Source organism: Dinoroseobacter sp. S124A, from assembly GCF_049801015.1.
Lineage (GTDB): Bacteria > Pseudomonadota > Alphaproteobacteria > Rhodobacterales > Rhodobacteraceae > Dinoroseobacter.
Genome location: NZ_JBNAGD010000002.1, coordinates 469,970 through 493,004, shown reverse-complemented (window position 1 = coordinate 493,004; position 23,035 = coordinate 469,970). Strand labels below are relative to the sequence as shown.

24 protein-coding genes and 1 tRNA gene are annotated in these 23,035 nt (G+C 65.7%); 12 read left to right on the top strand and 13 right to left on the bottom strand.

Annotated features, from left to right (window positions below):
- Nucleotides 1-384 precede the first annotated feature (384 nt).
- The 6 genes from ACP15I_RS07290 to purL form a co-directional block, all read right to left on the bottom strand.
- Nucleotides 385-1,824 (bottom strand): exopolysaccharide biosynthesis polyprenyl glycosylphosphotransferase, encoded by a 1,440-nt coding sequence (locus ACP15I_RS07290; RefSeq protein ID WP_424974537.1) that lies wholly within the window; start codon nt 1,822-1,824, stop codon nt 385-387.
- Between the two features lie 191 nt (nt 1,825-2,015).
- Nucleotides 2,016-2,522, bottom strand: coding sequence for a GNAT family N-acetyltransferase (locus ACP15I_RS07285; protein WP_424974536.1), 507 nt, complete (start codon nt 2,520-2,522; stop codon nt 2,016-2,018).
- Between the two features lie 61 nt (nt 2,523-2,583).
- A complete protein-coding gene (gene grxD / locus ACP15I_RS07280; protein ID WP_424974535.1) occupies nt 2,584-2,946 on the bottom strand; it encodes a Grx4 family monothiol glutaredoxin in 363 nt (120 codons plus the stop codon).
- Complete coding sequence (locus ACP15I_RS07275) at nt 2,939-3,214, bottom strand: hypothetical protein (protein ID WP_424974534.1); 276 nt, start codon at nt 3,212-3,214, stop codon at nt 2,939-2,941. Before ACP15I_RS07275 ends, grxD begins: the two co-directional genes overlap by 8 nt.
- A complete protein-coding gene (locus ACP15I_RS07270) occupies nt 3,214-3,450 on the bottom strand; it encodes a BolA/IbaG family iron-sulfur metabolism protein (RefSeq protein WP_424967733.1) in 237 nt (78 codons plus the stop codon). Before ACP15I_RS07270 ends, ACP15I_RS07275 begins: the two co-directional genes overlap by 1 nt.
- Before the next feature lie 165 nt (nt 3,451-3,615).
- A complete protein-coding gene (gene purL, locus ACP15I_RS07265; protein ID WP_424974624.1) occupies nt 3,616-5,775 on the bottom strand; it encodes a phosphoribosylformylglycinamidine synthase subunit PurL in 2,160 nt (719 codons plus the stop codon).
- Between the two features lie 256 nt (nt 5,776-6,031).
- Here purL and ACP15I_RS07260 point away from each other — a divergent pair, with 256 nt between their 5' ends.
- Together ACP15I_RS07260 and ACP15I_RS07255 are read left to right on the top strand one after the other, a co-directional pair.
- Nucleotides 6,032-7,873 (top strand): ABC-F family ATP-binding cassette domain-containing protein, encoded by a 1,842-nt coding sequence (locus tag ACP15I_RS07260; protein WP_424974533.1) that lies wholly within the window; start codon nt 6,032-6,034, stop codon nt 7,871-7,873.
- 81 nt (nt 7,874-7,954) lie between these two features.
- A complete protein-coding gene (locus ACP15I_RS07255; protein ID WP_424974532.1) occupies nt 7,955-8,788 on the top strand; it encodes a sulfotransferase family protein in 834 nt (277 codons plus the stop codon).
- Between the two features lie 19 nt (nt 8,789-8,807).
- On the opposite strand, the gene ACP15I_RS07250 is transcribed toward ACP15I_RS07255, so the two are convergent.
- On the bottom strand, nt 8,808-9,266 hold the full coding sequence (locus ACP15I_RS07250) for an outer membrane protein assembly factor BamE (protein ID WP_424967622.1): 459 nt from the start codon (nt 9,264-9,266) through the stop codon (nt 8,808-8,810).
- A 214-nt stretch (nt 9,267-9,480) separates the two neighbouring features.
- Here ACP15I_RS07250 and ACP15I_RS07245 point away from each other — a divergent pair, with 214 nt between their 5' ends.
- From ACP15I_RS07245 to ACP15I_RS07200, 10 genes are all read left to right on the top strand, one after another.
- Nucleotides 9,481-10,074 carry a YceD family protein gene (locus ACP15I_RS07245; protein ID WP_424974531.1) on the top strand — a complete coding sequence of 198 codons (594 nt, stop codon included), beginning with the start codon at nt 9,481-9,483 and terminating at the stop codon, nt 10,072-10,074.
- Between the two features lie 218 nt (nt 10,075-10,292).
- Nucleotides 10,293-10,499 carry a 50S ribosomal protein L32 gene (gene rpmF / locus ACP15I_RS07240; RefSeq protein ID WP_424967620.1) on the top strand — a complete coding sequence of 69 codons (207 nt, stop codon included), beginning with the start codon at nt 10,293-10,295 and terminating at the stop codon, nt 10,497-10,499.
- 33 nt (nt 10,500-10,532) lie between these two features.
- Nucleotides 10,533-11,684, top strand: a complete 1,152-nt coding sequence (gene plsX / locus ACP15I_RS07235) for a phosphate acyltransferase PlsX (RefSeq protein ID WP_424974530.1) — start codon at nt 10,533-10,535, stop codon at nt 11,682-11,684.
- Nucleotides 11,677-12,651: a beta-ketoacyl-ACP synthase III gene (locus ACP15I_RS07230; protein WP_424974529.1), complete on the top strand. Its 975-nt coding sequence runs from the start codon at nt 11,677-11,679 to the stop codon at nt 12,649-12,651. Before plsX ends, ACP15I_RS07230 begins: the two co-directional genes overlap by 8 nt.
- A 113-nt stretch (nt 12,652-12,764) precedes the next feature.
- The gene (gene ihfA / locus ACP15I_RS07225; RefSeq protein ID WP_424967617.1) at nt 12,765-13,070 is read left to right on the top strand and encodes an integration host factor subunit alpha; all 306 of its coding nucleotides are present in this window, start codon (nt 12,765-12,767) and stop codon (nt 13,068-13,070) included.
- A 39-nt stretch (nt 13,071-13,109) separates the two neighbouring features.
- Entirely contained in the window at nt 13,110-13,757 is a 648-nt protein-coding gene (locus ACP15I_RS07220) for a MerR family transcriptional regulator (protein WP_424974528.1), read from the top strand.
- 99 nt (nt 13,758-13,856) lie between these two features.
- Nucleotides 13,857-13,933, top strand: a tRNA-Pro gene (locus tag ACP15I_RS07215).
- A 57-nt stretch (nt 13,934-13,990) separates the two neighbouring features.
- On the top strand, nt 13,991-15,094 hold the full coding sequence (locus tag ACP15I_RS07210; protein ID WP_424974527.1) for a 2'-deoxycytidine 5'-triphosphate deaminase: 1,104 nt from the start codon (nt 13,991-13,993) through the stop codon (nt 15,092-15,094).
- Nucleotides 15,095-15,127: 33 nt separating this feature from the next.
- Nucleotides 15,128-15,418: a hypothetical protein gene (locus tag ACP15I_RS07205; RefSeq protein ID WP_424974526.1), complete on the top strand. Its 291-nt coding sequence runs from the start codon at nt 15,128-15,130 to the stop codon at nt 15,416-15,418.
- A 349-nt stretch (nt 15,419-15,767) separates the two neighbouring features.
- The gene (locus ACP15I_RS07200; protein WP_424974525.1) at nt 15,768-16,325 is read left to right on the top strand and encodes a hypothetical protein; all 558 of its coding nucleotides are present in this window, start codon (nt 15,768-15,770) and stop codon (nt 16,323-16,325) included.
- Nucleotides 16,326-16,490: 165 nt separating this feature from the next.
- On the opposite strand, the gene scpB is transcribed toward ACP15I_RS07200, so the two are convergent.
- The 6 genes from scpB to ACP15I_RS07170 form a co-directional block, all read right to left on the bottom strand.
- A complete protein-coding gene (gene scpB / locus ACP15I_RS07195; RefSeq protein ID WP_424974524.1) occupies nt 16,491-17,159 on the bottom strand; it encodes an SMC-Scp complex subunit ScpB in 669 nt (222 codons plus the stop codon).
- Nucleotides 17,159-17,953 (bottom strand): segregation and condensation protein A, encoded by a 795-nt coding sequence (locus tag ACP15I_RS07190; protein ID WP_424967611.1) that lies wholly within the window; start codon nt 17,951-17,953, stop codon nt 17,159-17,161. The genes scpB and ACP15I_RS07190 overlap by 1 nt, the downstream gene beginning before the upstream one ends.
- Before the next feature lie 24 nt (nt 17,954-17,977).
- Entirely contained in the window at nt 17,978-18,985 is a 1,008-nt protein-coding gene (locus tag ACP15I_RS07185) for a glycoside hydrolase family 3 N-terminal domain-containing protein (RefSeq protein WP_424974523.1), read from the bottom strand.
- The gene (locus ACP15I_RS07180; RefSeq protein WP_424974522.1) at nt 18,982-19,911 is read right to left on the bottom strand and encodes an SPOR domain-containing protein; all 930 of its coding nucleotides are present in this window, start codon (nt 19,909-19,911) and stop codon (nt 18,982-18,984) included. Before ACP15I_RS07180 ends, ACP15I_RS07185 begins: the two co-directional genes overlap by 4 nt.
- Before the next feature lie 80 nt (nt 19,912-19,991).
- Nucleotides 19,992-21,737, bottom strand: a complete 1,746-nt coding sequence (gene argS, locus ACP15I_RS07175; protein WP_424967608.1) for an arginine--tRNA ligase — start codon at nt 21,735-21,737, stop codon at nt 19,992-19,994.
- A 103-nt stretch (nt 21,738-21,840) separates the two neighbouring features.
- A complete protein-coding gene (locus tag ACP15I_RS07170; RefSeq protein ID WP_424974521.1) occupies nt 21,841-23,004 on the bottom strand; it encodes a deoxyguanosinetriphosphate triphosphohydrolase in 1,164 nt (387 codons plus the stop codon).
- Nucleotides 23,005-23,035 lie beyond the last annotated feature (31 nt).

Genomic DNA, 23,035 nt, shown 5'->3' with positions numbered 1-23,035 from the left:
GGGGGTCCGGAGCTACAGGAGTTGATCGGTTCTGCCCTCCGCAGGGAAAGCCGGGGCCATCCCGAGAGGGGTCGTCTTCAGACCGATGCCACCCGTTGCGCGCTGCTTGAAACTGCGCGGTCCTACGGGGCGCTCCGGGTCACCAAACGAAGCAGAGGCGCGCATTCGCGAAGCCACGTCCCCAAGCCAAGGCTCGCATCTTCGGTCTTGCCCCAGGATCAGTCCGCGACAGCCGCGACATGCGGTATGCCCACCGGCCCAATCGCTCCGCCACTGTCGTGACATCACGCGTGGTCCCGTCGGGATCGGCACGAGTGGCGCGCAGCGCGTCTGCCGTCCTGCGCCGTCACGCGCTAGGCGCGTCACACACCGCGTCTTATGCGGTCAATACGCGCCCTTGGAACTCAACAAGCTGAGAGGCGTGCGCAGGAGGATCTGAAGATCCAGCCAGATCGACCAGTTCTCGATGTAATAGAGATCATGGGCATAGCGCGCCTCGAGCTTGTCGGCGCGGTCGATCTCGCCGCGCCAACCGTTGATCTGCGCCCATCCGGTGATCCCGGGGGGGAGCCGGTGCCGGGCGGAATATCCGTCCACGATCTGGGTAAAGAGATCCTGCTGGCTCGATTGCGCCCTGATCGCATGCGGTCGGGGGCCGACGAGAGACAGATCCCCCCGGAGCACATTGAACAGTTGCGGCAGCTCATCAATCGAACTGCGGCGCAGGAAACGACCGACCTTGGTGACCCGGGGATCCCCCCTGGTCACGATCCGCTCGGCCGCGGGATCGCTATCCTCGGCATACATGGAGCGGAACTTCAGCACCTCGATCGTGCGGTCATTGTAGCCATGGCGCAGCTGCCGGAACAGGGTCGGCCCCTTGCTCTCAAGGCGAATGGCGAGAGCTGCCGCCAGCATCACCGGCCACAGCACCCCAAGCGCGACCAGCGCAAAGACGATATCGAAGATCCGCTTGGTCAACCGGCATTCCGGCGCGAAACTGCGCCTGAGCTTTTGCAGATAGGGCCCGCCCCCCTGGTCAAACGCGTAATCCTTGCTGTGGGTAGACAGGCCCACTTCCACCGGCAGCACGCGGAACTCATCCAGCAACCACTTGATCCGCGCCTCGGCGGTATGGGGCAGCGCGATGATTACCAGATCAATGGCTGAGGCGCGCACGAAGGCGATCAGGTCATCATAGCCCCCGATCTTGGGCACCCCCAGCACCTGAGGCGGGGATCGGGCATCATTGCGGTCGTCGAAAATTCCGTAAAACCGGATGTCATTGCCTGTCCGCGCATGCACGCCGCGGATCAGTCGGGCAGCTTCCTCGCCGCCCCCGGCAATCACCGTGCGGCGCGCGATCAGACCGGTGTCGATCACCCAGCGCAGAATGGCCCGCGCGCCGATCCGCGTGGGCAGAATCGCCACGAGCAGGCTGAGCCCAAAGGCCCAGAGCGCAGGTCCGAGCCCCGTCACCGGCGCGAGGAGCAGCAGTCCCAAACCCGGCACAAGAACCGCGAGCAGCGTGGCGCTGAGAAAGGCCGGCAGATTGGCCATGGTTTTGTTGCGATAGGCGCCACTGGCCGCGAGAGCCACCGCAACCAGAACCGCGCCCGATGCCGCCTGAGCCGCCGCGACCAGAGGCGCGAATTCTGTCGCCGGAACAGAACCATAGAGGGCGAACCAGAATGCCAGGGTGAAGACGGGCACATCAACCGCTATCGCCACGCAGAGCAGCCAAAGCGGCTCCAGCGCGCCGCGGCGCACGGTCAAGGCCACGCTCCGCGCCGCTTCGTTCAGCTCAATTGATTGTCCGTCCATCACTCGCACGCCGAAAGGTCCCGAAGACCGGCCAGAAACTGGTCGATGCCCCGGCTCCGGCATAGGTGCGAAGGATTAAGGTCGCGTAAGGAAAACCCGGCTTTCACCGCGCATGCGGCAGAATGCGCGGGCCCGATGCCGCGCAAAACTCTTGCGCGCCTCAGGGCGCATTCACTTTGGCCGGGTCCGGGTCACCCCCTGCCCGTCTCAAGCCGGAACTTGAGAAACACCGCACCCTCATACGCGATTTCGCCCAAGGGGCGCGCGCCCAGCCGTGTCAGCGCGCCCAATGCCTTGCGGGTGGGGGGCAGCAGAAAGGTCACGAAAGGAATGCGCGGGTCGGCGCGCGCAAAAGCCAGCGCCTGCCGCGCGATACGGGTGCCCAGACCGAAGGCACCGGGCCGCAGGACGAGGCCGAAATCCCATTCCGCGCCCTCCTTCTGAAACCCGCCCCAGCCGACATAGCGCCCGTCGCAGAGGAACGCCCAATGGCCCAGCCCGTCCCGTGTCCAACAGGCGTCTTTCTGGCGCACAAACTCCGCCACCGTCGCCTTGTCCCAGGCACCGGTCAGAAGGGGCATATGCTCGGCCACGCGGGGGTCGGACATGTGGCGGACGATCTCATGCGGGTCGATCTCGGACAACCGCACAAAGGTGATCTCGGGCGGCACCTGGGTCTGCTCAGAGTGCCGGTCCATGGCGCCTCCAATGGAAAAGGCGCCCCGCAACCGGAGCGCCCCGTATCTCTCGTGCCGGAGATCAGGCGTTGGCTTCGCGGATCTTGTCGGCAGCGTCCTTGTTATAGGCGACGGCATTGTCGTCGAACATGGTGTCCAGTTCGCCCGAAAGGGTCATCTCGGTGATGATATCGCAGCCGCCCACGAACTCTCCCTTGACGTAGAGCTGCGGGATGGTCGGCCAGTCCGAGTAGTCCTTGATGCCCTGGCGCAGCTCTTCATCGGCGAGCACGTTCACATCCGTGTACTCGACCCCCATGAAGTTCAGCACCCCCGCCACGCGGCTGGAGAAGCCACATTGCGGCATCGACTTGGTGCCCTTCATGAAGAGAACCACGTCGCTTCCGGCTACGGTCTCTTTGATGCGCTCGTTTGCGTCACTCATCATTTTGTCCTTTGGCATGGTGAGGCACGAAGGATCGTGCATATTCCTGTGGGTCTCTGGGAACGCGGATGATGGTCGAATGACCTCCGCCCGGTCCGCCAGAATGATAATTCGCTTCGATCTCTGTGAAGCCCGCGCCTGGCTCGCTCCCTCTCGGCGGCGGGTGACGGTCCTCGGCGCGCACGACCCAGATGGCCCGGATCAAAAGCACGCCGACCAGCGCGCCCGACAAGACCACGATGGGTGTGGTCCAGACGAACTCGAACATCATCCAGGCGCTTTGGTGGTCAGGGCCAGGGCATGAAGGTCTCCGGCAGAGCCGTCCATCTTGCCCTTCAGGGCCGCATAGACCGCGCGCTGCTGCTGGACGCGATTCTTGCCGCGAAAGCTCTCATCGACGACCATCGCGGACATGTGGACGCCATCGTCGCCCTGAACGTCAATTTGCGCATCGGGAAAGGTTTCTCGCAGGAGCGCTTCGATTTCATCGGCATGCATCGGCATGGGCTTAATCCTGATTTTTTCGTACATGTATAGTAAGCTTCTGACCCCGATCCTGCAAGGTCACGGCCCGGGCGTCCAGAGGTGGCGGCCCCTGAGACCGGGTGCAGGCGCAAATTTCATGCGCCCTGCCTTTTTCGTCACGCCTCGGTTCGAAGCCGCGCGGGCTCAGGCCACGGCGTCTTCGAAAGCCCCGCGATAGAGCGTGCTGAGTTCTGCCAGCGACGCTTTCGCACCGCCAAGCGCAATCTCGTCCCCGCCGAACCGGCCCACGGTCTCGATCGGCACGCTGGCCTGTCCCGCAGCCACCATCAGGGCCTCGGCCGCGTCATAGCTGCAGGCGATCAGGTAGCGGCCCTGATCCTCGCCAAAGAGCGTGCCCATCTCCGTGGCATCCAGCGTTAGGCCGAGCCCCGCGGCCTCCGCCATCTCGAAAGCTGCCAGCGCAAGCCCGCCATCGGCCAGATCCGTGCAGGCCGAGATCCAGTCGCGATTGTCGAGGATGAACTGTCCCGCCGCCCGTTCGGCCTCCAGATCCACGGAAGGCGCGTCGCCATCCTCGCGGTGGAACACTTCGGCCAGAAGCGCCGATTGCCCCAGATGCCCCTCGGTTGCGCCCACCAGCAAGGCGAGCTCCCCCGCTGCCGGCTGGCCGGCAATCGCCTGTTCGGTCTCGGCGATCAGCCCCACCGCGCCAATGGTCGGGGTCGGCAGGATCCCCTGCCCGTCGGTCTCGTTGTAAAGGCTGACATTGCCCGACACGATGGGCATGTCGAGCGCCGCACAGGCCTCGCCGATCCCCTGAATGGCCCCCACGAACTGTCCCATGATCTCGGGTTTTTCCGGGTTGCCGAAGTTCAGGTTGTCGGTCGTGGCCAGCGGGGTCGCGCCCACGGAGATCAGGTTGCGATAGGCTTCGGCCACGGCCTGGCGCCCGCCCTGCACCGGGTTGGCGCGCACATAGCGCGGGGTCACATCGCTGGTGAAGGCCAGCGCCTTGTCGGTGCCATGGACCCGGATCACGCCCGCGCCCAGACCAGGCGTGCGCAGGGTGTCGGCCATCACTTGCGTGTCATATTGCTCCCAGACCCAGTGCTTGCGGGCGTAGTTCGGGCTGGCCAGCAGCGCCTTGAGCCCGTCAATCGGATCCACCGCCGGGACCGGGTCCATCTCCGCCGCCTCAGGCGTCGGCACCCAGGGGCGGTCATATTCCGGCGCGCTGGAGGCCAGTTTCGACAAAGGCAGGTCCGCTTTCGTCTCGCCGTTCAGCACGATCAGGAAGCGGTCCTCGGCAATCGTCTCACCGACGATGGCGAAATCCAGATCCCACTTGTCGAACACCGCCTTGGCCTCGGCCTCAAGCGCGGGGTTGAGCACCATGAGCATCCGCTCCTGGCTCTCGCTGAGCATCATCTCATAGGCGGTCATCGCCGCCTCGCGCACGGGCACGCGCTCCAGATCGAGGCGGATGCCAAGGCCCCCCTTGTCCCCCATCTCGACCGCGGAACAGGTCAGGCCTGCCGCCCCCATATCCTGGATCGAGATCACGGCCCCGGTCTGCATCAGCTCCAGCGTCGCTTCCATCAGGCGCTTTTCGGTGAAGGGGTCGCCGACCTGCACCGTGGGGCGCTTTTCCTCGATCGTGTCGTCAAACTCGGCGCTGGCCATGGTCGCCCCGCCAACGCCGTCGCGCCCGGTCTTGGCCCCGAGATAGACGACCGGCATGCCCACACCGGAGGCCGCCGAGTAAAAGATCTTGTCCGCATCCGCGAGCCCCGCGGCAAAGGCATTCACCAGGCAATTGCCGTTATAGGCCGCGTGGAACCGCACCTCGCCGCCGACAGTCGGCACGCCGAAACAATTCCCATAGCCGCCGATCCCCTCGACCACACCGGCCACGAGGGATTTGGTCTTGGGATGGCTGGTCTCGCCAAAGCTGAGTGCGTTCATCGCCGCCACGGGCCGCGCGCCCATGGTGAAGACATCGCGCAAAATGCCCCCGACCCCGGTCGCCGCCCCCTGATAGGGCTCGATATAGGACGGGTGATTATGGCTCTCCATCTTGAAGACCACCGCCTGTCCGTCGCCGATATCGACCACGCCCGCGTTCTCCCCGGGCCCGCAAATCACCTGCGGCCCCTCGGTCGGCAGGGTGCGCAGCCACTTCTTCGACGACTTGTAGGAACAATGCTCATTCCACATGGCCGAGAAGATCCCCAGCTCGGTGAAACTGGGCGCCCGCCCGATGATCTCGAGAATGCGAGCATACTCGTCTGGCGACAGCCCGTGGGCAGCAATCAGATCAGGGGTTATCGCAGGCTCTGAGATAGGGGCAGTCATGGGCGCAATCCTCCGGCTTCGGACTGCGCGCGTCTTAGTCCAAGCAGCGCTGAGGTGAAAGGGGGCATAACCGGTCCCACCCCCACAGCACGCGCCAAGGCCCGCCTTGCAGGCATTTGCCCCGACTTAAGTCTCCAAATATCCCCGCCGGAGGCTCCTGCCCGCGCCACAAGCGCCGCCCGCAGATCCGGTCTGCGCCACGATCCCCATTGACCCCGCGCCCCGTGCCCCATACCTCCGCGCCATGGCACGTCCCCCTCTTCTTCAGCTCAACGACATCCGCCTGGGATATGGCGGCAACCCGGTCTTTACCGGACTCGATCTGGTGATCCAGCCCGGTGACCGCGTCGCCCTTGTGGGCCGCAACGGATCGGGCAAATCCACCCTGATGAAGGTCATGGCCGGTCAGGTCGAGGCCGATACAGGCACCGTCACCGCCGCCCCCGGGACCTCCGTTGGCTATATGGAGCAGGACCCGGATCTTTCGGGCTACGCGACCTTGGGCGATTTCGCCGGTGCAACGCTCGATCCGTCCGAAGCCTACCGGATCGATATCGCCGCCGAAGGGCTGAAGCTCGATCTCGACATCGCCACGGAGGCCGCCTCGGGGGGCGAACGCCGTCGCGCCGCCCTCGCCCGGCTTCTGGCCGAAGCGCCGGAGCTGATGCTGCTCGACGAGCCGACCAACCATCTCGACATCCAGGCCATCGCCTGGCTCGAAGACCACCTGCGCTGCACCCGCGCGGCTTTCGTGCTGATCTCCCATGACCGGGCCTTTCTGACGGCCTTGACCCGCGCGTCCCTGTGGATTGATCGCGGCGTGGTGCGGCGGCAGGAACGGGGCTTTGCGGATTTCGAAGCCTGGCGCGACAAGACCTGGGAAGAAGAAGACCTCGCCCGCCACAAGCTCGACCGCAAGATCAAGGCCGAGGCCCGCTGGGCGGTCGAAGGCATCTCCGCGCGCCGCAAGCGCAATCAGGGCCGGGTCCGCGCCCTGGGCGAGCTGCGCCAGCAGCGCGCCGACATGATCCGCCGCCAGGGCACGGCCGAGATGGCACTCGAGGCGGGCAAGAGCTCGGGCAAACGGGTGATCGAGGCGCGCGGCATCGCCAAGGCCTTTGGCGACAAGACCATCCTGCGGCCCTTCGATCTGCGCGTGCTGCGCGGCGACCGGATCGCCTTTGTCGGCCCCAATGGGGCGGGCAAGACGACGCTGCTGAAGATGCTCACGGGCGAGCTGGCCCCTGATAGTGGCAGCGTGACCCTGGGCACCAATCTCGAAACGGCGGTGTTCGATCAGCGCCGGGAGGGGCTCGACCCCGATGCCTCGCTCTGGGAGAACCTGACCGGTGACAAGGAGATGCGCGTGGCCGGGCGCGCCGATCAGGTGATGGTGCGCGGCACCCCGCGCCATGTGGTGGGCTATCTCAAGGAATTCCTCTTCACCGATGATCAGGCCCGCAGCCCGGTGCGCGCCCTGTCGGGGGGCGAGCGGGCCCGGCTGCTTCTGGCGCGAATCATGGCGCGGGAAAGCAACCTGCTGGTGCTCGACGAGCCGACCAACGATCTCGACATCGAAACGCTCGATCTGCTGCAGGAGATCCTGTCGGACTACCCCGGCACCGTCCTGCTGGTCAGCCACGACCGGGATTTCCTCGACCGGGTCGCCACCACCACCATCGCCATGGAGGGCGACGGGCGCGCCACGGCCTATGCCGGCGGCTGGAGCGATTATCTTAGCCAGCGGGCCGAAGCGGACACCGCTTCGGCGGGACCCGCCCAGACCAGACCGGCGGCGAAACCGGCCTCAAAACCCCAGAGCAAGACCGAGGCGCCGGGCGCGTCCGCCCCGTCAAAGACGGGGCTGTCGTTTACCGAGCGGCACCGGCTGGAGGCCCTGCCCGACGAGATCGACCGGCTCGGGGCCGAGATCGCCAAGCTCGAAGAATTCCTCGCAATGCCCGACCTCTACACGCGTGAGCCGGTGAAGTTCCAGAAGGCCACCGAGGCCCTCGTGGAACGCCAATCCGCGCTGCAGGCCGCAGAGGATGAATGGCTCGACCTCGAAGAGCGCGCGGGCGGCTAGCCCCGGACAAAGGCCCGAGGCGCCGCTCTTGCCCTTAGGCGCGGGACGGGTACCCTGCGCCCATCCCATCCGGAGCCCCCCATGATCGGCCGCAAACCCGACCTTGTCTGCATCGGCGCGCAAAAGGCGGCCACGAGCTGGCTCTACCGCGTCTGTCAGGCGCGCTCGGATATCTGGGTGCCGCCCTTCAAGGAGGTCCATTTCTTCGACCACAAATTCTGTCCGGAGAACCGCGACTGGATCCGCGCGGGCCTCGTGCGCGGTGTGGATGCCTCGATGCGCCGCCACCTCCGGAACCAGCCCGAGCCGGACCCGGACTACATCGCCTATCTCGACCGGCTGATCGCCCAGCCCACCCATAACGGCACATGGTACAAGGCCGTCTTCTCCCGCGCCCCGGCACGGCAGCTCTGTCTCGATGTGACCCCGGAATACTCGACCCTCCCCGAGGAGGGCGTGGATTTCCTCGCGAAGTTCCTGCGCGAGGCGCGGTTCATCTACATCCTGCGCGACCCGGTCACCCGCGCCCTGTCGCAGCTGCGCATGAACCTGTCGCGCCGCAAGATCACCCCGTCCAGCACCCGCGCCTGGATGCGCCACGCGCAGGATCCGGCGATCCTGAACCGGGGTGATTACAAGACCTATATCCCGCGCTGGGACGCGCAATTCGATGACCGCCGCCTGCTCTACCTGCCCTATGGTCAGATCAGCGCCGATCCTGAAGGCGTCATGCGCCAGATCGAACGCTTTGCCGGGCTGGAGCGCGAGGATCCCTGGGGGCTACGCCGCAAGGTGCATGTGAGCCAGCAGATGGACGTGCCCGAGGCAGTTCACGCCCATTTCCGCGAGGTGTTCGCGCCGCAATACGCGTTTCTGACCACGCGCTTCGACGCGGCCTTCACCGCGCAGCTGTGACAAACGCCCGGTCGGGCATCTAGTTCAGGAAGTTGCCCGCGTCGAAATTGCCGATATTGCCGAGCAGCTGACGAATCAAGGACACCCCTTCGATATTGCTGTCGGTGACCCGGCGATTGAGCGGGATGACCTCGCCATCGGCCAGGGTGAACCGCTCGATATTCTCGACCGTGCCGCCGTCATCGAAGGAGATCGCCACGACCTGCCGGTCGATCTGCTGCGGCGCGCGATAGGCGAAATACTCCCAGCGGGTGCCCACGAAATACCAGGCCTGATCGGCGATCACCCCTTGCGAGACAGGGCGGCCCACGGTCTCTTCGACCGAGCTGCGATCATCGATCCCCACGGCGATTTCGGCCAGTTCATCCTCGGTGGGCACATAGCCCGAGTTGCGATAGGTCGCGGAACAGCCCACAAGGGACAGAACGAGAATCACGCCCGCAAGGCTTTTGCCGAGCCGAGAGCCGACATATTTCATGTTCTGGCACGTCCCCATGTGCAAATCGCGTCAACAACCCTGAGCAGATGTTACAAGCAGCCCCCGTGCGATACCGAACTCTGCCCGCTGGATCAAGCGCTCCTCCCCGGGAGGTGATCGATCCGCGCGGAAGTTCACCCAGCCCGGAGCCGGACGCTCCGGGCGCTGTCCGCCGGACCATGCCAACAGACGACCCCGCCGAAAGGAGCCCCCGATGACCGAGCATCCGCATCCGTCCCCCAGCCCGGAGACCGACACGCCGCAATTGCGTCCCCATGTGCTGCGCCTCGCGGATCTGTCGTCGCGCAAGCCGACGCGGTTTTCCCTGACACCGGAGGAGGCCGATCTGGCCGCGCTTGCCAGGGAGATGGACCTGACCGATCTGCGCAAGGTGCGCCTGACCGGTGCCCTGCAACCGCTGGGCAAGGCGGACTGGATCCTGCAGGCCGAGCTGGGCGCGACGGTGGTCCAGCCTTGCAGCGTGACCCTCGCCCCGGTCAGCACCCGGATCGAAGAGACGATCGAGCGGCGCTTTCTGTCGGACTGGTCCGAGCCCGATGGCGCCGAAATCGAGATGCCCGAGGATGACAATGCCGGGCCCGTGCCCGCGACCCTGGACCTCGCGGCGCTGTTGGCCGAAGAGCTGGCTCTGGCCCTGCCCCTCTATCCGCGCGCCGACGGGGTCGAGCTGGGCGAGGCGGTCTTCACCGAGCCGGGAAAGGCCGCAATGACAGACCAGGATGCCCACCCGTTTGCCGCCCTGCAGGGCCTGCGTGTGGTGTCGAAACCCGACAGCTCGGAGCAATAAGCGCCCTGCGGCGCATCGGCAGGGCGAAATAGGCTTGCGACACCCCCATGTCACGGTTTAAACGCGGCGCACAAAACACTTGCGCCCTATCGGAATCACAGTATGTTCCGCGCCTCGCTCTGAGCTTGCGCTGAACACCCGACGCGCGAGCGGATCGTATGGCGCAGAGCGCCACCCAAGAACACCGGGGCACTGCCCCCAGAACCCGAGGTTGAGACATGGCAGTCCCTCAGAATAAGATCACAAAGTCCCGTCGCGGTCAGCGACGGTCCCATGACGCGCTTGTCGCGGGCAACCCGAACGAGTGCCCGAATTGCGGTGAGCTGAAGCGTCCGCACCACGTCTGTGCGTCCTGCGGCCACTACGCCGAGCGCGAAGTGATCGCGCAGGCCGACGAGATCGATCTCGACGACGACGCGGCATAAGCGGACGAAATGCGCAAACCGGGGTAAGAGCGCATGGCCTCAGTCACCTCGCAGGGCAGAACGCCCGATGAGACAGGGGGCCAAGCGGACCCGGCCCCACATGGGCTGACGGGCACCGTCATCTCTGTGGATGCGATGGGCGGCGACCAGGGACCGGCGGCAATTGTCGCCGGGTTATCCATCGCCGCCGACAAAAATCCAGACATCGCCTTTCTGCTGCACGGCAATGCCGATGAGCTCGCGCCCCTTGTCGCCAAGCGCAAGGAGCTGCTCAACCGTGTCGTGATTCGTGCCACCGAGGATGTCGTCACGATGGACGACAAACCGAGCCAGGTGATGCGCAACGGCAAGGCCACCTCGATGTGGAGCGCGATCGACGCGGTCCGCAACAGAGAGGCGACGGTCTGCGTTTCCTGCGGCAATACCGGCGCGCTGATGGCGCTCAGCATGGTGCGCCTGCGCAAGGCCCCCGGGGTCAACCGCCCGGCGATTGCCTGCCTGTGGCCCTCCCGCGCGGCCTCGGGGTTCAACGTGATGCTGGATGTGGGCGCGGATATCAAAGCCGACGAGCAGGACCTGCTGGCCTATGCCCTGATGGGGGCGTCCTATGCCCGCAACGGGCTGGGCCTCGCCCATCCGCGGATCGGCCTGCTGAATGTGGGCACCGAAGAGCATAAGGGCCGGGCCGAGCTCAAGGCCGCCCATGACCTGATCGCGAATGCCGCCGAGGACAACCGGTTTGACTTCGTAGGCTTCGTCGAGGGCGGCGATATCCCGTCGGACCGGGTCGATGTGATCGTCACCGACGGGTTCACGGGCAATGTGGCGCTGAAAACCGCCGAGGGCACCGCCGCTCTGATCCGCGACTTTCTGACCGAGGCCTTCAAGAAGACCCCCTGGTCTCAGATCGCCGCCCTGCTCGCCTATACGTCCCTGCGACGCCTGTCCAAACGGATCGACCCGCGCCGGGTCAATGGCGGCGTGTTTCTGGGCCTCAATGGCACTGTGGTGAAATCGCACGGTTCGGCCGATGCCACAGGTGTCGCAGCGGCCATTAAACTGGCCTTCATCCTTGCTCAGTCAGGGTTCACGGAACGTCTTGCCGCACGGGTTGCCTCCGCGGGCCGCGCGCGCGACACTGAACAGATTGAGCGCAAAGAGGTTTCAGGGTCCGCGAATGGGTAAACGCGCAGTAGTGATTGGCGTCGGGCATTATTTGCCGGAACGCATTGTAACGAATACCGAGCTCGAAAAGACGGTCGACACCACCGATGAGTGGATCCGCACACGCTCCGGGATCGAGCAGCGGCATTTCGCGGCCGAGGGAGAGAAGACCTCCGATCTGGCCACCCACGCGGCCGAAGCCGCGATTGCCCGGGCCGGGATCGACGCGGGCAGCATCGACGCGATCATCGTGGCGACCTCGACCCCCGATCTGACCTTTCCCTCCGTGGCCACCATGGTGCAGGCGCGACTGGGCATGACCAAGGGCTATGCCTTTGATGTTCAAGCGGTTTGTGCCGGTTTCGTCTTCGCGCTGGCCAATGCCAACGCGCTGATCCTGTCCGAGCAGGCAAACCGCGTGCTGGTCATCGGGGCCGAGACCTTCAGCCGGATCATGGACTGGTCGGACCGGAGCACCTGTGTGCTCTTCGGGGATGGCGCCGGCGCCGTGATCCTGGAGGCGCGCGAGGGCGCAGGCACCTCCGCGGATCGCGGGATCCTCGCCACGGACCTGAATTCCGACGGGCGCCACAAGGATATCCTCTATGTGGATGGCGGCGTTTCGGCCTCCCAGACCACCGGATATCTGCGGATGGAGGGCAAGGAGGTCTTCCGCCACGCCATCGAGAAACTCGCCCAGACCGCCGAAACCGCCCTGGAAAAGGCCGGGCTCGGGACCGGCGATGTGACCTGGGTCGTGCCCCATCAGGCGAACCTGCGCATCATCGCCTCCACCGCGCGCAAGATGGGCGTGGGCATGGACCGGGTGGTCGTGACCGTGCAGGAACACGGCAATACCTCCGCCGCCTCGATCCCGCTCGCGCTCTCGGTCGGGGTGGCCAATGGCCAGATCACCGAAGGCGATATCGTCGTCACCGAGGCGATCGGCGGCGGATTGGCCTGGGGATCGGTGGTTCTTCGCTGGTAAGTGTCTTTGCGGGCCGGTTTTAACGGCTTCTCAAGGCCAATCTGCAACCCCTTGATATTGACTCGAAAACCGCGCCGGGCATACTGCTCGTACTGAGATGGATGGGGGGACGTATGACCGACAAGACACTGACACGCATGGACCTGAGCGACGCGGTATTCCGCGAAGTGGGTTTGTCGCGCAACGAATCCGCCCAATTGGTCGAGAGCATTCTGACCCATATGTCCGACGCCCTTGTGCGCGGCGAGAGCGTCAAGATCTCGTCCTTCGGCACCTTCAGTGTCCGGGACAAGTCCGCCCGAATCGGCCGCAACCCCAAGACCGGGGAGGAGGTTCCGATCCACCCGCGCCGTGTTCTGACCTTTCGCCCCTCTCACCTGATGAAAGAGCGGGTCGCGAATGGCAACCGGGCCAGCTAAGGCCGGACCGGACCAGGCCCGGGACCTCTCGGAGGGATGATGGAGAAATCTGCCGACGCGTTTCGGACCATTAGCGAGGTCGCCGACTGGCTCGGCGTGCCCACCCATGTGCTGCGGTTCTGGGAGAGCAAGTTCTCGCAGGTCAAACCGGTCAAGCGCGCGGGTGGACGGCGGTACTACCGCCCCAACGATATGGCGCTGCTGGCCGGGATTCGGGTGCTTTTGCACGATGATGGCATGACCATTCGCGGTGTGCAGAAGCTCCTGCGCGAAAAAGGCGCCAAGCATGTGGCCGAGCGGTGCGACCGCAGCCTGACCGAGGCGCCCGCCGCGCCCGAACCCGCCGCGCCCGAACCCGCAGCACAGGCCCAAGCGCCTGACGATACGGTTGTCGAGCTTTCGGCCAGCACATTTGCGACCCCGGACAACGCGCCCGCCGAACCCGCCGCCGAGAGCGAGCCTTTGCCGCTTTTCTCGTCCCGGGCGGCACCGGCCCCCGCAAAACCCACCTTGCCCGGGGCCAGCCCGCAGGCACCGTCCGGGCTCAGCAAGGTCGCGGCACAGCTCCGCGCGGCCCCGCCCACGGCCAAGGCTGTCACCCGCGAACAGGCCCAGCAATCGGTCTCGGCCCTGCTCGCGCTCAAGGCGCGGCTCAGCGGTGGCCACGCGGATGCCGAGACGGGCTAGGCCACGCCGCCTGCGCGCCACCGCGTCGCAATTCTTGCCCCAAAAGCCGCGAAATACGGGTTGCCCCCGGCGCTCAAACGGGTAAACACGCGGGAGTGTCGGGCTATGGCGCAGCCTGGTAGCGCGTCCGTCTGGGGGACGGAAGGTCGCAGGTTCGAGTCCTGCTAGCCCGACCATTTCGACACTGCTCCGGCGCGCGCCGTCCGCCGCAGGACGCTGCGACGGAGGCGACCATGTCCGTGCCGACCCTGCCCAGCCCGGGCGTCCTACCCTGCCAGACCCTGTCCGAGATGATCGCCGCCGGTGCGATCTCTGCCGAGCCCGCCATCACCGAGGGCCAGGTCCAACCGGCCAGCCTCGACCTGCGCCTGGGCACCGTGGCTTACCGGGTCCGCGCGTCGTTTCTGGCGGGCGAAGGGGCCACTGTCGCCGACCGACTCGCCGATTTCGAGATGCACCGGATCTCGCTTCAGGACGGTGCCGTTCTGGAGAAGGGCTGCGTCTATGTCGTCCCGTTGATGGAGCATCTGAACCTGCCCGAAACGGTGCAGGCCGTGGCCAACGCCAAGAGCTCCACCGGGCGGCTCGACCTGCTCACGCGGACGATCTCCGATGGGGGCACCGAGTTTGACCGTATCCCCGCGGGGTATTCCGGGCCGCTTTATGCCGAGATCTGCCCGCGCTCTTTTTCGGTGCTGGTGCGGCCGGGCATGCGGCTGAACCAGATCCGGTTTCGCACCGGTCAGGCCGTGCTCGACGACACGGATCTGCGCGCGCGCCATGCGGAGACGCCGCTGGTCTCCGGCCCGGCCCATATCGATCAGGGGCTCGGGTTCTCGGTCGATTTGCGCCCCGAGCGCGGCACATTGGTCGGCTACCGGGCCAAACCCCATACGGGCGTGATCGATCTGGAAAAGATCGACCATTACCCGCCCGCCGAATACTGGGAAGAGGTTCACAGCGATCAGGGCCGCATCATTCTCGACCCCGGTGCCTTCTACATCCTCGTGAGCCGAGAGGCCGTGCATATCCCCCCCGATTGCGCCGCCGAGATGGCGCCCTTCCTCGCCATGGTCGGCGAATTCCGCGTCCACTATGCCGGGTTCTTCGACCCCGGGTTCGGCCATGCGGCGGCCGGGGGGGCCGGGTCGCGCGGCGTGCTCGAAGTGCGCTGTCACGAGGCGCCTTTCGTGCTGGAACACGGCCAGATCGTCGGACGCCTGGTCTATGAACGCATGGCAGAGGTCCCGACCCAGCTGTATGGCGCGGGGATCGCCTCGAATTATCAGGGCCAGGGGCTGAAGCTGTCCAAGCATTTTGCCACGCCGGACCGCTAGGCCGCCCTGCTCCATGCCATGCGCGGTCCCGCAATGAGCCAGCCGGTCCCGGCCCGAGCGGTGCTGACTCTTATGGCCGCCGTGGGCGTGATCGGCGCGAACGGGTTGCTGCTTTCCCCCATTGCCAGCGCGATTGCGGCGGATCTGTCCGAGACGGCGGATGCGGTCCTGCTGGCCTCGGCGAGCTACGGGCTTACGACGGCGCTCTCCGCCCTTTTGCTTGCGCCTCAGTCGGATCGGGTTGGCGGTGATCGGGCCTTGCGACTGGCCTTTACCGCGCTTACGGGCGTGGCGCTGCGGGTCCGCCGGTCCTCTGATATCTGATACGAAGTGCTGCTGGCGCGTCTCGCCCCGGTTGCCCCCCAGAGTGACGGATGGCTGGCAGTAGCTTTGACGGCTGAGATTGTTGCGACCGGGCTTTCGCGAGATGCTCTCACTCGGTCCGGGAGAGAGGCCGACTGGCGCGGAGCTTCCTCGCGGGCATCTGGCCATATGACAGCCGACCAGAACGTCTGACACTCGAAACGATCGGCGCGGCGATAACCATACTTGTGCGAAATTTGATTGATTTGCCAAAGAATCTTGCCGACATATTAATTTCCGCCTAACCATAAGACGTAGGTCTCTCCATGTTGGAGAGAGTCAATAGTGCACCTTTTTTGAGGACAACAACATGAAAGCTTTAACTACTCTCGTCATTCTTGGCATGACGGCTACCGCTGCGTCTGCGGCCAGCCTCGATTTTAGTGGCGTGCAAGGCACGAACGTCGGGAGTTTTTCCGTCCCCGGCGCAACCGTGACCCAGGAGTCCGGTGGAAACCTGCTGGTCGGCACCTTCTGCGCGGGTCAAGTCGATGGCTTCTGCTTCGTGAGTCCTTTTGGGTCGGGCGCCGCCGCCGGTGGAACAATGGATTTTACGTCTGCGGTCACCAACCTGACGTTCGACATTGACGGCTGGAATCCCGGAGACAGCGTCACCATCACCGCCTTCGACGACTTGGTCGCCTTAGGGTCGTCAACCTTCACCGCGAACGGTGTTGTCGATTTCACCGGCTTTGCAAGCATCACGAGTCTCTTGTTCGTTGATAATGCATCCGCTGGGGCTGGTGTTGGCTACTCGACTTTCGAATTTGATCTCGCCGATACGGCACCGATCCCGCTGCCTGCGGGCGGTCTGCTGCTCCTGACGGCGCTGGGTGGTTTGGCGCTTCGGAAGTACAAAGCTGCATAAAGCAATCCGACGTCTGGTCGGTTGATGCAACAGAATTCACCGCGTCCTTTTCGGCTGGGAAGGGCGCGGTTTTTTTGTGGGTAAGCATAGAATTCGGTGCAATAGTTGAGGCAGTAGGCCAGCCGGATCAGTCGGCGGCGCCCCGCACCAAGATCCTTTGGTCGTCTATTCCTCGAACATATCGCTCTGGTCCTCGTCTCCATCACCGGGTTCGTCCTCGGGATCCCCTCCGGGAAGCGGACGGCTCTCGAGCAGTCCTGCGGCGCGCAGGTCCGACAATCCGGGTAGATCTCGTGCGTTTTCGAGGCCGAAATGGTCGAGAAAACTCTGGGTTGCGACAAAGGTGGTCGGACGCCCCGGGGTCATACGACGACGACCGAAGCGCACCCATTCCAGCTCGATCAGCTGGTCCAGCGTGCCGCGGCTGACGGACACACCGCGGATCTCTTCGATCTCGGCGCGGGTGACCGGCTGGTGATAGGCGATGATGGCGAGGGTCTCGATGGCGGCCCGGCTGAGCTTGCGGGTCTCGACCACCTCGTTCTGCATCAGGAACCCAAGGTCCGGCGCCGTCCGCAGGGCCCAAGCATCCCCGACCCGCACCACATGAACCCCGCGCCCCTCGTAGCGCTTGCGCAGACGCGTCAGCGCTTCGGCCGCATCGCAGCCATGGGGCATGCGCGCCTGCAGCCCGCGCACGGTCATCGGCTCGGCGGTCGCAAAGAGGATGGCCTCGACCATCCGCTCCTGATCGCCCATGGGCGGGGCCTCGAACAGGCTCTCTTCCGGGCCGTCCGGGGCCATTTTCGGCGCGTCCGCGCTGTCGTCCTGCATCACGTCTCCGGCTTTCGCTTGATCTGGATCGGGGCAAAGGTGTCGCCCTGCCGCAGCTCGATCTTGCCCGCCTTGGTCAGCTCCAGCGAAGCGGCAAAGGTCGCCGCCGTGGCCGAGCGCCGGCGTTTGGGGTCCATCACCCAACCCTCGGGCAGATAGGCCGACAGGTCCGTCCAGTCCCCGGCAAACCGCACCATGGTCTTCATCCGGTCGAGCGCTTGTTCCATGGTCAGCACCGAATCCCGGTCAAAGACGAAGGGGCGGAAATCATCCTTGGTCCGGATCCGCGCATAGGCCTGCATCAGATCCATCAGCGTCGCGGAATAGGTCACCCGGCGCGAGCGGGTCACCTGCTCGGGGATGCCGCGGGCGAAGAAATCCTTGCCCAGCCGGTCCCGCGCCATGAGCTTGGCCGCGGCCTCGCGCATGGCCTCGAGCCGCTCGAGCTGGAACGCCAGATGCGCCGCAAGATCCTCACCGGAGGGCCCCTCATCGGACGGATCCGGCGGCAAGAGCAGCCGAGACTTCAAGAACGCCAACCAGGCCGCCATGACGAGATAATCCGCCGCCAGCTCGATCCGCAGCTCCTTGGCCTTCTCGATGAAGGTGAGGTATTGCTCGGCCAGCGCCATGACCGACACCTTGCGCAGATCGACCTTCTGGGTCCGCGACAGGGACAGCAGCAGATCGAGCGGCCCCTCGAACCCGTCCACATCCACGATCAGGGCTTCGGCCGCGAGCCGGTCCTCGACACTGGCCGGGGCCAGGGAAATCTCACCTTGGGGGTCTGTCATCGGCTCTTTCGGCCCTCAGCGCGCTCAGGACGGCTCCAGGGCCTTACGTTCGGCGTCCAGCGCCGGGATGTCAACGGGCGCAGGGGTATGGCGCTCGGCCAGGGCCCGCTCCGCCCGGCGGCAGGCCGCCGCGCTCATGGGCGGCAGCGCCTTGTGCAGGCGCACCATCTCGGCCAGATCGCCATTGCAGTGCAGGATCAGGTCGCACCCGGCATCGAGCGCGGCCAGCGCCCGCCAGGGCAGATCGCCGGACAGCGCCTCCATCGAGATGTCGTCGGTCATCAGAAGCCCGTCAAAGCCGATCTCGCTGCGGATGAGATCCATCATCACGGGCGAGACCGTGGCCGGGCGGTCCTTGTCGAACGCCTCGAACACCAGATGGGCGGTCATGCCCATGGCCATGTCATTCAGGGCCACGAAGGGCGCGAAATCCGTGGCGCGCAGGTCTGCGGCCCCGGCCGAGACACGGGGCAGGTCCAGATGGCTGTCCACCGTGCCGCGGCCATAGCCCGGCAGATGTTTGAGCACCGGCAGCACCCCGCCCGCGCGCATCCCATCCGCCATGGCCCGGGCATTGGTGACCACCTGCGCGACCTCGGTCCCGTAGCAGCGGTTGCGCAGCACCGCATGGGTCTCGTCCAGCGCGATATCGGCCAGCGGCGCGCAGTTCACATCGATCCCGACCTCGGCCAGATCGAGCGCGATGGCCCGCCCCCGCAGCCAGAAAGCCCGCTCGGCATCGGGCGCTGCGGCCTGATCCAGTGCCGGGGGGAAGCCGCGCCAATCCGGCGGGGCCATGCGCGCGACGCGCCCGCCCTCCTGGTCGATCATGATCGGCGCGTGCCAGCCCACCGCCGCCCGCAGGTCCGCCGTCAGCTTGGCGATCTGCGCGCGGTCCCGGATGTTGCGGGCAAAGAGGATGAAGCCCCAGGGCTGGCAGGTTGCAAACAGCGCCGCCTCTTGCGGGGTCAGCTCAAGCCCCGCGCAGCCAAAGATGACCGCGGTCGGACGCGGCGCGTCAGCTTGCGTCACTTATAGACCACCGGAATGCAGGCCATGTTCTCGGCAAGAAAGAGCGAGCAGAACTGGCGCGCATCGGCCAGATCCTCGAACCCGGTGGCGCGGAGGCGGTAGAACACCTGCCCGGCGCGCTCGGCCTGCTGGATCACCGGGGCCTTGCCCACAAGATAGTCCGCGAACTGGCCCGAGATCCGGTCCCATTCCGACCGCGCGGTCGCATCATCATCAAAGGCCCCGAACTGCACCATCCGGGTGCCGAGCGCGATCGTCTCGGGTTCGACAAAGCTCGCTGGCACGGGCGCGGAAATGGCGGTGAAATCGACCCCGGCCCCGGCGCGGCTTGCAAAGGCCATGGCCGCCGGACGGGCGGTCGGACGCGGCGAGCGGGCGACACCGGGCTGGCTTGCGGGCACGATCTGCAGGCGGTTGGCTTCTTCCTCGGCCACGAGATCGCGGATCAGGTTGTCCACGGCAAGCCCGGTCGTGTTGGCCGCCGGCGCTTCAGGCGCCTCCTCGCCCGCGGGCTGGGCCACATCAATGGCCGGTGCGGCCACGGCCTGCCCCTCGGGGATGGCGGGGGTCGCGGTGCTCAGGTCGATGGGCGATGGCGCGAGGATGATCTGGTTGGGCGGCGCTTCGGCCACGCCCTCGGCCTGCACGGCGTTTACGGCCAGGCCCTGATGCTCGGCCTGACGGCCACCGGGATCGTCCGGCTGCACGCGCATGGGCCCTTCGAGCGCGCGGATCACCGGCACCCCGGCCACATCGCGCATGGCCAGATCGTAGCCCCACATGCCAAGCCCCGCCACCAGCGCCAGAGACGCCACCGCGCCCATGCTGGTGACAAGCGGGCCCATTGCGCGGCCCAGCGGGGCCGCCCCCTCGACGGACTCGCGCCCATCATACGCCCCGTAGGCGTCGCTCTCGTACACGGTCATTGTCCTGCCTCTCACATCCCTCCGCAGCGCAGGAGGGTCGTCGACTGCTCAGATCCCGAGGCGGCGCGCTTGGTTTTTGATCAGCGCATCTCTTCCACGGGGGCCACCCCAAGGATACCAAGACCGGTCGAAATAACAACGGCGCAGGCTCGCGCGAGTGCGATTTTCGACTGTGTTGCCTCTGCGTCACTCTCCTGGAAGAAGCGCAGCTCCGGCGTGTCATTCCCCTTGTTCCACAGCGCGTGGAGGTCAGAGGCGATGTCGTAAAGCGCGAAAGAGATTCGGTGCGGCTCGTTCGTGCGCGCCGCGATCTGCACGAGGCGCGGCCATTCCGCGAGCGATTTCGCCAGCGCCAGCTCGGCCGGATCGCGCATCCCCGACAGGTCCGCGCCCGCCAGCGTGGCGTCATCCACATCGATCCCGGCCTCGCGCGCCTTGCGCAGCACCGAGCAGACCCGGGCATGGGCGTATTGCACGTAAAACACCGGGTTCTCGCGCGACTGCTCCAGCACCTTGTCGAAATCGAAATCGAGCGGCGCGTCGTTCTTGCGGGTCAGCATCACGAAGCGGGTCACATCCGGGCCCACCTGTTCGACCACATCGGCAAGGGTGACAAAGGTCCCGGCACGCTTGGACATCTTGAACGGCTCGCCATTCTTGAAGAGCCGCACGAGCTGCGTCAGCTTGATGTCGAGCGGCGTCTGCCCCTCGGACAGGGCCGAGACCGCCGCCTTCATCCGCTTCACATAGCCGCCGTGATCCGCACCGAAGACATCGATCAGCGCGTCATAGCCCCGCTCCACCTTGTCGAAGTGATAGGCGATGTCGGGCGCGAAATAGGTCCAGCTGCCGTCCGATTTCTTGATCGGACGATCCACGTCATCCCCGTGGGAGGTTGAGCGGAACAGCGTCTGCTCCCGCGGCTCCCAATCCTCGGGGACCTTGCCCTTGGGCGGCTCCAGCGTACCGCGATAGATCAACCCCTTGGCGTCGAGATCGGCAATCGCCGCCTCGATCCGGCCCGTGCCATAAAGGCTCTTTTCCGAAAAGAACGCGTCCATCTTGACGCCGAGACTGGCCAGATCCGTGCGGATCAGGTCCATCATCGCGTCGGTGGCAAAATCGCGGACCTCCTGCAGCCAGAACTGCTCGCCCTTGCCCACAAAGGCATCCCCGACCTTGGCCTTGAGCGCCTCGCCCACGGCGATCAGGTAGTCGCCGGGATAGGTGCCATCCTCGAAGGCGACCTCCTGCCCATGGGCCTCGAGGTAGCGCAGATACACCGAGCGCGCGAGGACATCGACCTGCGCACCGCCGTCGTTGATGTAGTATTCCCGCGTGACCTCGTAGCCCGCGAAATCCAGCAGGCTCGCCAGCGCATCGCCAAAGACCGCGCCCCGCGTATGCCCGACATGGAGCGGACCGGTCGGGTTGGCCGAGACATATTCCACATTGACCTTCTTGCCCTGCCCCATATCGGACCGGCCAAAGCCCGTGCCCGTCTCGAGGACGTTGCGCACGAGCCCTTGCCAGATCTCGGGCGCGAGCCGCAGGTTCAGAAAGCCCGGCCCCGCCACCTCGGCACTGGCCACGCGCGGATCGGCGGCCAGTTTGGCCGCCAACGCATCGGCTATGTCGCGCGGCTTCATTTTGGCGGGCTTGGCCAGCACCATCGCCGCGTTCGTGGCCATGTCCCCATGGGCCGCATCGCGCGGCGGCTCCACCGCCACATTGGCAAAGTCCAGCCCCTCGGGCAGAACGCCCTCGGCTTGCATCTCGCTCAGCGCGGTCAGAACGCCCGCGCGCAGATCGGTAAACAGGTTCATGGTCGGTCTCGGATTAGGGTCGGCTGGGGTGTAGCAACAAGCCCCGCCGGGTCCAACCGAAATCACCAGACCGGGTTGAGAAGACCGGGGCGAGAACCAGCGCTCACAAGGCGGCGGCGGCGCTGTCCTCGGTCTCGCCAAGACGGGCGTGAGCCTGCAGGGCATAGCGGTCGGTCATCCCCGCGATGTAATCGGCCACGATCCGGGCCAGATCCGTGCGCGTGCGGGTGGCGAGGATGTCCGGCTGCCAGCGGGCGGGCAGCCGGGATGGGTCGGCCATATAGGCCGGGAAGAGCTCGTTGACCACGCAGGTCACCTCGGCCCGCTTGGCCATGACGCTTGGGGCGCGGTACATGCGGGTGAAGAGGAAGGCGCGGATCTCGGTCAGGCTCTGCCACATCTCGGGCGAGAAGCGGATGATTGCGCGGCCCAGCTCCCGCACGGCCTGCGCATCCTTCGGCGCGGCCTCTGCCAGCCCCGCGCGACTGGTGGCGATCACATCGGCCACCATCATGCCAAAGACCCGGCGGAGCGCCTCATGTTTGCGGCGCGACGGCTCGAGCCCGGGCCATTTTGTATCCACCTCGGCATAGGCCGGCCCCACGAGAGGCAGATCGAGGATATCGGCCTGCGAGAACAGCCCCGCCCGCAGCCCGTCCTGCAGATCGTGGTTGTTATAGGCGATGTCATCGGCAAGGGCCGCGACCTGCGCCTCGGCGCTGGCATGGGTGCCAAGTTCCAGATCGTGGCGCGTCACATATTGCGCGAGGGAATGGGGCAGCTCGCCGATCACCGGGCCGTTATGCTTGGCGATCCCCTCCAACGTCTCCCATGTCAGGTTCAGCCCGTTGAACTCGGCATAATGCCGTTCGAGATCCGTGACGATCTTGAGCGCCTGCGCGTTGTGATCAAACCCGCCATAGGGCGCCATGAGCGCGTCCAGCGCATCCTCGCCCGTATGGCCAAAGGGCGTGTGACCCAGATCATGGGCCAGGGCGACCGCCTCGGTCAGCTCCTCGTTCAGCCCCAGCGCGCCCGAGATTGTGCGCGCCACCTGAGCCACCTCGATGGAATGGGTCAGCCGGGTGCGAAAGAAATCACCCTCATGCTCGACGAAAACCTGGGTCTTGTGCTTGAGGCGCCGGAACGCGCTGGCATGGATGATCCTGTCGCGATCCCGCTGAAAGCAGGAGCGAAAATCGCTCTCGGGTTCGCCATGGAGCCGTCCGCGCGAGCCGTTGGGGTCGCACGCAAAGGGCGCTCTCATATGATCTGCCTGTTCTTGTTCTCTGTTTTGC

Excerpts from the sequence above, each read along its gene's own strand:
- argS (WP_424967608.1), bottom strand. The coding sequence starts at position 21,737 with ATGAACCTGTTTACCGATCTGCGCGCGGGCGTTCTGACCGCGCTGAGC.
- ihfA (WP_424967617.1), top strand. The coding sequence starts at position 12,765 with ATGACCGACAAGACACTGACACGCATGGACCTGAGCGACGCGGTATTC.
- ACP15I_RS07230 (WP_424974529.1), top strand. The coding sequence starts at position 11,677 with ATGGGTAAACGCGCAGTAGTGATTGGCGTCGGGCATTATTTGCCGGAA.
- ACP15I_RS07220 (WP_424974528.1), top strand. The coding sequence starts at position 13,110 with ATGGAGAAATCTGCCGACGCGTTTCGGACCATTAGCGAGGTCGCCGAC.
- ACP15I_RS07270 (WP_424967733.1), bottom strand. The coding sequence starts at position 3,450 with ATGCCGATGCATGCCGATGAAATCGAAGCGCTCCTGCGAGAAACCTTT.
- scpB (WP_424974524.1), bottom strand. The coding sequence starts at position 17,159 with ATGCAGGACGACAGCGCGGACGCGCCGAAAATGGCCCCGGACGGCCCG.
- ACP15I_RS07180 (WP_424974522.1), bottom strand. The coding sequence starts at position 19,911 with ATGACCGTGTACGAGAGCGACGCCTACGGGGCGTATGATGGGCGCGAG.
- ACP15I_RS07200 (WP_424974525.1), top strand. The coding sequence starts at position 15,768 with ATGAAAGCTTTAACTACTCTCGTCATTCTTGGCATGACGGCTACCGCT.
- ACP15I_RS07205 (WP_424974526.1), top strand. The coding sequence starts at position 15,128 with ATGAGCCAGCCGGTCCCGGCCCGAGCGGTGCTGACTCTTATGGCCGCC.
- plsX (WP_424974530.1), top strand. The coding sequence starts at position 10,533 with ATGGCCTCAGTCACCTCGCAGGGCAGAACGCCCGATGAGACAGGGGGC.
- ACP15I_RS07275 (WP_424974534.1), bottom strand. The coding sequence starts at position 3,214 with ATGTTCGAGTTCGTCTGGACCACACCCATCGTGGTCTTGTCGGGCGCG.
- ACP15I_RS07210 (WP_424974527.1), top strand. The coding sequence starts at position 13,991 with ATGTCCGTGCCGACCCTGCCCAGCCCGGGCGTCCTACCCTGCCAGACC.
- ACP15I_RS07250 (WP_424967622.1), bottom strand. The coding sequence starts at position 9,266 with ATGAAATATGTCGGCTCTCGGCTCGGCAAAAGCCTTGCGGGCGTGATT.
- rpmF (WP_424967620.1), top strand. The coding sequence starts at position 10,293 with ATGGCAGTCCCTCAGAATAAGATCACAAAGTCCCGTCGCGGTCAGCGA.
- ACP15I_RS07190 (WP_424967611.1), bottom strand. The coding sequence starts at position 17,953 with ATGACAGACCCCCAAGGTGAGATTTCCCTGGCCCCGGCCAGTGTCGAG.
- ACP15I_RS07285 (WP_424974536.1), bottom strand. The coding sequence starts at position 2,522 with ATGGACCGGCACTCTGAGCAGACCCAGGTGCCGCCCGAGATCACCTTT.
- ACP15I_RS07245 (WP_424974531.1), top strand. The coding sequence starts at position 9,481 with ATGACCGAGCATCCGCATCCGTCCCCCAGCCCGGAGACCGACACGCCG.
- ACP15I_RS07290 (WP_424974537.1), bottom strand. The coding sequence starts at position 1,824 with ATGGACGGACAATCAATTGAGCTGAACGAAGCGGCGCGGAGCGTGGCC.
- ACP15I_RS07260 (WP_424974533.1), top strand. The coding sequence starts at position 6,032 with ATGGCACGTCCCCCTCTTCTTCAGCTCAACGACATCCGCCTGGGATAT.
- ACP15I_RS07170 (WP_424974521.1), bottom strand. The coding sequence starts at position 23,004 with ATGAGAGCGCCCTTTGCGTGCGACCCCAACGGCTCGCGCGGACGGCTC.
- grxD (WP_424974535.1), bottom strand. The coding sequence starts at position 2,946 with ATGAGTGACGCAAACGAGCGCATCAAAGAGACCGTAGCCGGAAGCGAC.
- ACP15I_RS07255 (WP_424974532.1), top strand. The coding sequence starts at position 7,955 with ATGATCGGCCGCAAACCCGACCTTGTCTGCATCGGCGCGCAAAAGGCG.